General features: G+C 61.5%; 5 protein-coding genes and 1 pseudogene. 3 read left to right on the top strand and 3 right to left on the bottom strand.

The features are described from left to right. Window positions 1-372: 372 nt before the first annotated feature. On the bottom strand, window positions 373-753 hold the full coding sequence (locus tag BFP96_RS26000; protein ID WP_065897412.1) for a RidA family protein: 381 nt from the start codon (window positions 751-753) through the stop codon (window positions 373-375). A 182-nt stretch (window positions 754-935) separates the two neighbouring features. On the opposite strand from BFP96_RS26000, the pseudogene BFP96_RS31895 reads away from it, so the two are divergent. After that, window positions 936-1,703: pseudogene (locus tag BFP96_RS31895) on the top strand (PAS domain-containing protein); the annotation flags it as partial. Between the two features lie 3 nt (window positions 1,704-1,706). Then, window positions 1,707-2,291 carry a methyl-accepting chemotaxis protein gene (locus BFP96_RS31890; protein WP_370671700.1) on the top strand — a complete coding sequence of 195 codons (585 nt, stop codon included), beginning with the start codon at window positions 1,707-1,709 and terminating at the stop codon, window positions 2,289-2,291. A 60-nt stretch (window positions 2,292-2,351) separates the two neighbouring features. On the opposite strand, the gene BFP96_RS25990 is transcribed toward BFP96_RS31890, so the two are convergent. Next, a complete protein-coding gene (locus BFP96_RS25990) occupies window positions 2,352-3,221 on the bottom strand; it encodes an isocitrate lyase/PEP mutase family protein (RefSeq protein ID WP_065888139.1) in 870 nt (289 codons plus the stop codon). 257 nt (window positions 3,222-3,478) lie between these two features. Between BFP96_RS25990 and BFP96_RS25985 the strand changes: the two genes are divergently transcribed. Next, window positions 3,479-4,411 carry a cupin gene (locus BFP96_RS25985; protein ID WP_065937281.1) on the top strand — a complete coding sequence of 311 codons (933 nt, stop codon included), beginning with the start codon at window positions 3,479-3,481 and terminating at the stop codon, window positions 4,409-4,411. Window position 4,412: 1 nt separating this feature from the next. On the opposite strand, the gene BFP96_RS25980 is transcribed toward BFP96_RS25985, so the two are convergent. Next, window positions 4,413-5,318 carry a LysR family transcriptional regulator gene (locus BFP96_RS25980; protein WP_065937280.1) on the bottom strand — a complete coding sequence of 302 codons (906 nt, stop codon included), beginning with the start codon at window positions 5,316-5,318 and terminating at the stop codon, window positions 4,413-4,415. Window positions 5,319-5,649: the final 331 nt, after the last annotated feature.

Genomic DNA, 5,649 nt, shown 5'->3' with positions numbered 1-5,649 from the left:
CCCGCCGATATAAATGGCGTCGGCGCCATGCAAGATAGCCTCGCGCGCGATGGCCACGTCGCGGGCAGGGCTGAGCAATTCCAGGTGATGCTTGGGCAAGGACATAGTTTTTTTAGTCAGGCTTGTCACGGTCGAGGCGCGCATTGTAGCTGTGAAATGCCTGAGCGGCATCTACCACAGGGCTGTGAGTGCAGCATGTCACCAATGTGGGAGGGGGCTTGCCCCCGATAGCGGTGCGTCAGTCGAAAACTGTTCAGCCGAAACACCCCCATCGGGGGCAAGCCCCCTCCCACATTTTGTCGGCGGGACGCGGAGCGTCCCAGGCGGCATTCCCACGCAGAGCGTGGGAACGATCAACAGTATCCCCGGGTATCAGCCCTTGGCGGCCATCGCGGTGACTTCAACCCGCATGCCTTTGACCGCCAGTTCGGCAACGCCCACCGCAGCTCGTACCGGCCAGGGCTTGGCGAAAAAGCGCGTGTACACGTCGTTGAACGCGGCGCGGTCAGCCATGTCGGTGAGGTAGATGGTCAGGTGCATCACCCGGTCCATGGAGCTGCCGGCTTTTTCCAGGGCGACTTTCAGGGCTTGCAGGGTGCATTCGCTTTGCGCCGTGATATCGCCCAGTTCCAGGCTGCCGTCGGCGTGGGTGGGGATCTGGGTGGACACCAGGATGCCGTTGAAACCAATCACGTCGGATGAGATGGACCCTGCATCCGGATCAGGGGTGAACTGCAGATCGTGGTTTGCCATGAAAACCTCTCGCGTAGGGCGTAAACGTTGCCGCGCAGTCTACCCATTGAGGACCTGCGGGTCACGGTAGCCGTCAGTAGTTTTTTGACGTCAAAAAAGAAAATCCTGCGCGAGGTAAAGTCGCTCAAAGCCGCGCCGATAGCGTGTTAGAGACTGATTCTCTGCACGTTGAGGGCAACATCATGTTCAACACGAAACTCAAACAAGAACTGGCGGCCAGGACGGTCGAAGTCGATGAGTACAAAGGACTGATTGCTGCACTCGAACGCTCCATGGCCGTCGTCGAGTTCGACCTCAACGGCAAGGTGTTGCGTGCTAACGATAACTTTCTGAATACCCTGGGCTATACCCGCGACCAATTGGCCGGCAAGACCCATCGCGATTTTTGCTTTCCAGCCCTCACCGGCAGCCCGGCCTACGCTCAGTTGTGGAGCGACCTGCGCGCCGGCAAGTTTGTCTCCGGCACCTTCAAACGCATGCATAGCAGCGGCGCGACCATTTGGCTGGAGGCCAGCTATAACCCGCTGTTGGATGAGCGCGGGCAGGTGCTGAAGGTGGTCAAGTACGCGCTGGATGTCACCGCCAAGGTCGAGCAGGAAGCCGCCACCCGCAGCAAACTCGTTGCACTGGACCGGGCGATGGCGGTCATCGAGTTCGATTTGAGCGGCCAGGTACTGGACGCCAATGCCAACTTCCAGCAGGTGATGGGCTATTCGCTGGCTGAACTCAAAGGCAAGCACCACCGTTTGTTTTGCGAGCCGAGCCTGATCAACAGCAGTGAATACGCCGATTTCTGGCGACGTTTGAACAACGGTGAGTTTTTCACCGGTCAGTTCAAACGACTCGGCAAACACGGCCGGGTCGTGTGGCTGGAGGCCAGTTACAACCCGGTCTACGACGGTGACGGCAAGTTGATCAAGATCGTCAAGTTCGCCAGCGATATCACCGAGCGCGTGGAGAAGTTCGAGGAGGACTCGCGGGGAGCGTCGCGGGCTTATCATATTTCGTCGGAGACCGAACGCTTTGCCGAGCACGGCACTCAGGTCATCCAGGACACTGCCACCGAGATGCGCCGCATTGCCGATAATATCGGCGCCTCGGCGCGCCTGGTAGGGCAGTTGGGCGACCGCTCCGAGCAGATCACCGCGATCGTCAACACCATTCGCGGGATTGCCGACCAGACCAACCTGTTGGCGCTAAACGCGGCCATCGAGGCTGCACGCGCCGGTGATCAGGGACGCGGCTTTGCGGTGGTGGCCGATGAGGTCCGGCAACTGGCGGGGCGTACCAGCCGCTCCACTGCGGAAATCGCTGAGATGATCGGCATGATCCTGACCGAAACCCGGGATGCCGTGAGCAGCATGAACGCCACCCAGGAAGGCGCGCAGCGCGGGGTGAACCTGGCCGATCAGGCCGGATCGGTGATTTTGCAGATCCGCACCAGCACCAGCGATGCGGTGCAGGCGGTGAGCATGTTTGCGTCCAAGCTGGACGAGTCGGAGGTTATTCCCAAGGCCGCAGTGGGCTGGGTGGGTTGAAGCTGATCCATTAAAAGCGCGCCCCGGTGCTGATCGCCAGGACCAGCACCGGCGCGGTCGTTACTCTTTCACATCCATGAATTCTTCAGCCCACGCCACATAGCTTTCCGGCAATGTGTAGGTGTGGGTCAACTCCGTGGCACTGAGGTTCGAGGTGCTGTGGGTAAGCTGGCGTTGCGCACGCAGGCTGTCGTAAGTGGCCTTGATCGCGGCAAAGTAGGCGCCATGCCCGGCCACCACAATACGCACGCCCAGGCTGGCCAGGCGCTCGCTGTCATGCAGCTGCGGGTTGCCGTAGGTCACCAGCATCAGCGGTACCGTGAGCTTTTCGGCGATTTTTTCCAGGTGGTCGAAGTCTTTGACGCCGACCATGCAGATCCCGTCGGCGCCGGCCTTTTCGTAGGCCCGGGTGCGGGCGATCACGTCTTCGGTGGGCAATACGCCGGCGTTGGTGCGGGCAATGATCGACAGTTCAGGGTCGACACGCGCTTCGAGGGCCGCCTTGACCTTGCCGATGCCTTCCTCGACGGAGATCAAATCCGTGGATTTACGCCCGAATTGCGCAGGCAACAGGGTGTCTTCGATGGTCAGCGCCGCAACGCCGGCGCGTTCCAGTTCTTCAACCGTGCGCATCACGTTGAGGGCGTTGCCGTAGCCGTGGTCGGCGTCGGCAATGAACGGCAACTGCGCGACACGGCCGATACGGGTGGCCTGCTCGACGAACTCACTCAGAGTAATCAACGCGAAATCGGGTGCCGCCAGTACCTGCAGGGAGGCGACGGAGCCGCCGAGGATACCGACCTCAAAGCCCAGGTCAGCGGCGATACGCGCGGACATGGGGTCGAAAACCGAGGCGGTTTCGACACAGATTGGCTTGGCAAGCAGTTCGCGAAAGTTGCGGCGCAGCGCTGAGTGAGAAATCTTGGGCATGTTCTTTCCTGGCTTTGGTCATCGTCAAGTGACGATCAATGTCTATTCGTGGTGGCGCGAGATTACCACGGGACGGGCAGGGGTTTATGACGTTTGCGGGCATGGGATGTGGTTTGGATGTGGTTTGACTGCCCCGTTTTGCACAACTGCTGTGCGGCGTTGGCGATTCATTCACTGGCGCGCGATGCCTATAGTTCATCCACCGGCGCAGTGCTCGACCGTGCTGTGCACACCAGCCCAAGACTGAGGTAAGCGTGATGAACCGTGAATTCGATCCCGCCCTGAGTGCCATCAACCAACTGGACGCCGAGTACTTCGAGTACAGCAAGGCGGCCAATCCCATCAGTGCCAATCTCATCACGCGCATTCCCTACCACAGCTTTCCCGCCGCGCTGTACGACAGCGGCCCATCGCGCATAGTCCCGCTGGACCTCAGCGACGCCCTGGGCTGTGAAGGCCCGGCGACCGGTCCGGGGCTGTGCGCGAACTTCATGCGGCTTAATCGCGGCGATACGCTCACCTTGCAGCCCAACGCCACTTCGCAGGTGTTCTACGTGATCGCCGGAGCGGGCCGTACGGTTCAGGGCGAGTCCACGATTGAATGGTCCAAGGGCTGCTTTATCGCGCTGCCCGGCCGGCAGGAGGCGCAGTTCAGCGCCAGCCAGGATGCGCGTCTCTACTATGTGCACGATGAACCGTTGTTGCGTTACCTGGGCGTGACAGCCGGCGCCGATCGCTTCACGCCCACCTTGTACCCGGCGGCACTGGCCAACGCCAAGCTGCGTGAAGCCGCCGACGATCCACGCGCCCAGGACCGCAGTCGCATCAGTATCCTGCTGGGCAACCGCAACTTTCCCCAAACCCGCACCGTGACGCACGTGCTGTGGGCGATGTATGGAATCCTGCCGGCCGGGTCGGTGCAAAAGCCCCACCGCCATCAGTCGATAGCCCTGGATTTCATCATTGACTGCCCGCCCGGTTGCTACTCCCTGGTGGGCACCGAGCTGGAGCCGGACGGGCAGATTCGCAACCCGGTGCGGGTCGACTGGGCGCCTGGCCTGGCCTTCGTGACGCCGCCGGGGTATTGGCATGCGCACTTCAATGAATCCGACACCGAGGCGTTCCTGATTCCGATCCAGGACGCGGGGCTGCAAACCTACCTGCGTGCCCTGGATATTCGCTTCAGTTGAGTCAGTGCCAGTCCGGCGTCTCGCCCAGGCGCTCGACGATAAAGTCGATAAAACAGCGGACCTTGGACGACACGATGCGCTTGGGCGGGTAGACGAACCACACGGCAAACGCCCGTTCGACGCCCTGGACGCGCCATTGCGGCAGCCACACCACCAACTCACCGGCCTTGAGGCTGCGGGCCACCAGCCAGTCCGGCAACAGCGCGAACCCCAACCCCTGGCGCGCGGCGATCAATTGCGCGTCCAGGTCATTGATCCGGATGCAGTCGCCATGCACCAACGACGCTACGCGGCCGTCGGCGACGAAGGTGATATCGCCCATGGCCTGTGTGCCCAGTACCGCAGGCACACTGGCAAGATCGGTCGGCGTCGAGGGCGGCGGGTGCTGCATGGCGAATGCCGGACTGACCACCAGGCGGTAGTGGCCGTCGCAGAGTTTGCGCGCTTTCAGCGTGGAATCGGCCAGCGCGCCAATGCGGATGGCCAGATCGACGCCGGTATGAATCAGGTTGACCTGGGCGTTATCCAGCACCAGCTCGACGCCGATCTGCGGGTAGCGCAGGCGAAAGTCGTTCAAGGCCGGAAGGATATGGTGACGGGCAAAGGCCGGCGGCAGGTTGAGCTTCAATAACCCGCGCGGCTGCTGGTTCAGCGCCGACGTCGCCGCTTTGGCGTGTTCCAGTTCATCGAGCACCCTGCGGGCGTGCATCAGGAACGTCTGGCCCCCTTCGGTCAGGTGCAGGGTGCGTGTGGAGCGGTTGAACAGCGCGATGCCCAGGTCCTGCTCAAGGTCCTTCACGTAGCGTGAAACGGTGGAGGCCTTGATGCCCAGGCGTTCGGCTGCGCGGGAAAAGTTGTTGCCTTCGGCGGCTTCGACGAAGGCGGTCAGGGCGGCGAAATAATCCAAGGTCGGCCTCAGGGGCAGGGCGGGCAGAGGTGCAGGTTGTGGAGGTTTGCCGCGTGCTGTCAACAGCCAACTGACAGTGGAGATACCCTGTGGGAGGGGGCTTGCCCTAATGCCAGTCAGTTAAGCGAACGAAATGCTTAAAGCAGCGAAGATCCCCTGTGGGAGGGGGCTTGCCCCCGATGACGGCCTCAGGGCCGACCAGGATGCTGGATCAGACCGAGTACATATCCGTTTCTTCGGTCACGGCTGCTAATGGTTCCGCTTTTACAGCGGCTCACTTTTGAAAAGCGCAAAAGTAAGCAAAACGCTCTTGCCCCACCACTCGGCACCT

Source organism: Pseudomonas sp. 34 E 7, assembly GCF_900005715.1.
GTDB lineage: Bacteria > Pseudomonadota > Gammaproteobacteria > Pseudomonadales > Pseudomonadaceae > Aquipseudomonas > Aquipseudomonas orientalis_A.
The sequence above is the reverse complement of the archived record's forward strand: the minus strand, read 5'-3'. Positions and strand labels throughout refer to the sequence as shown.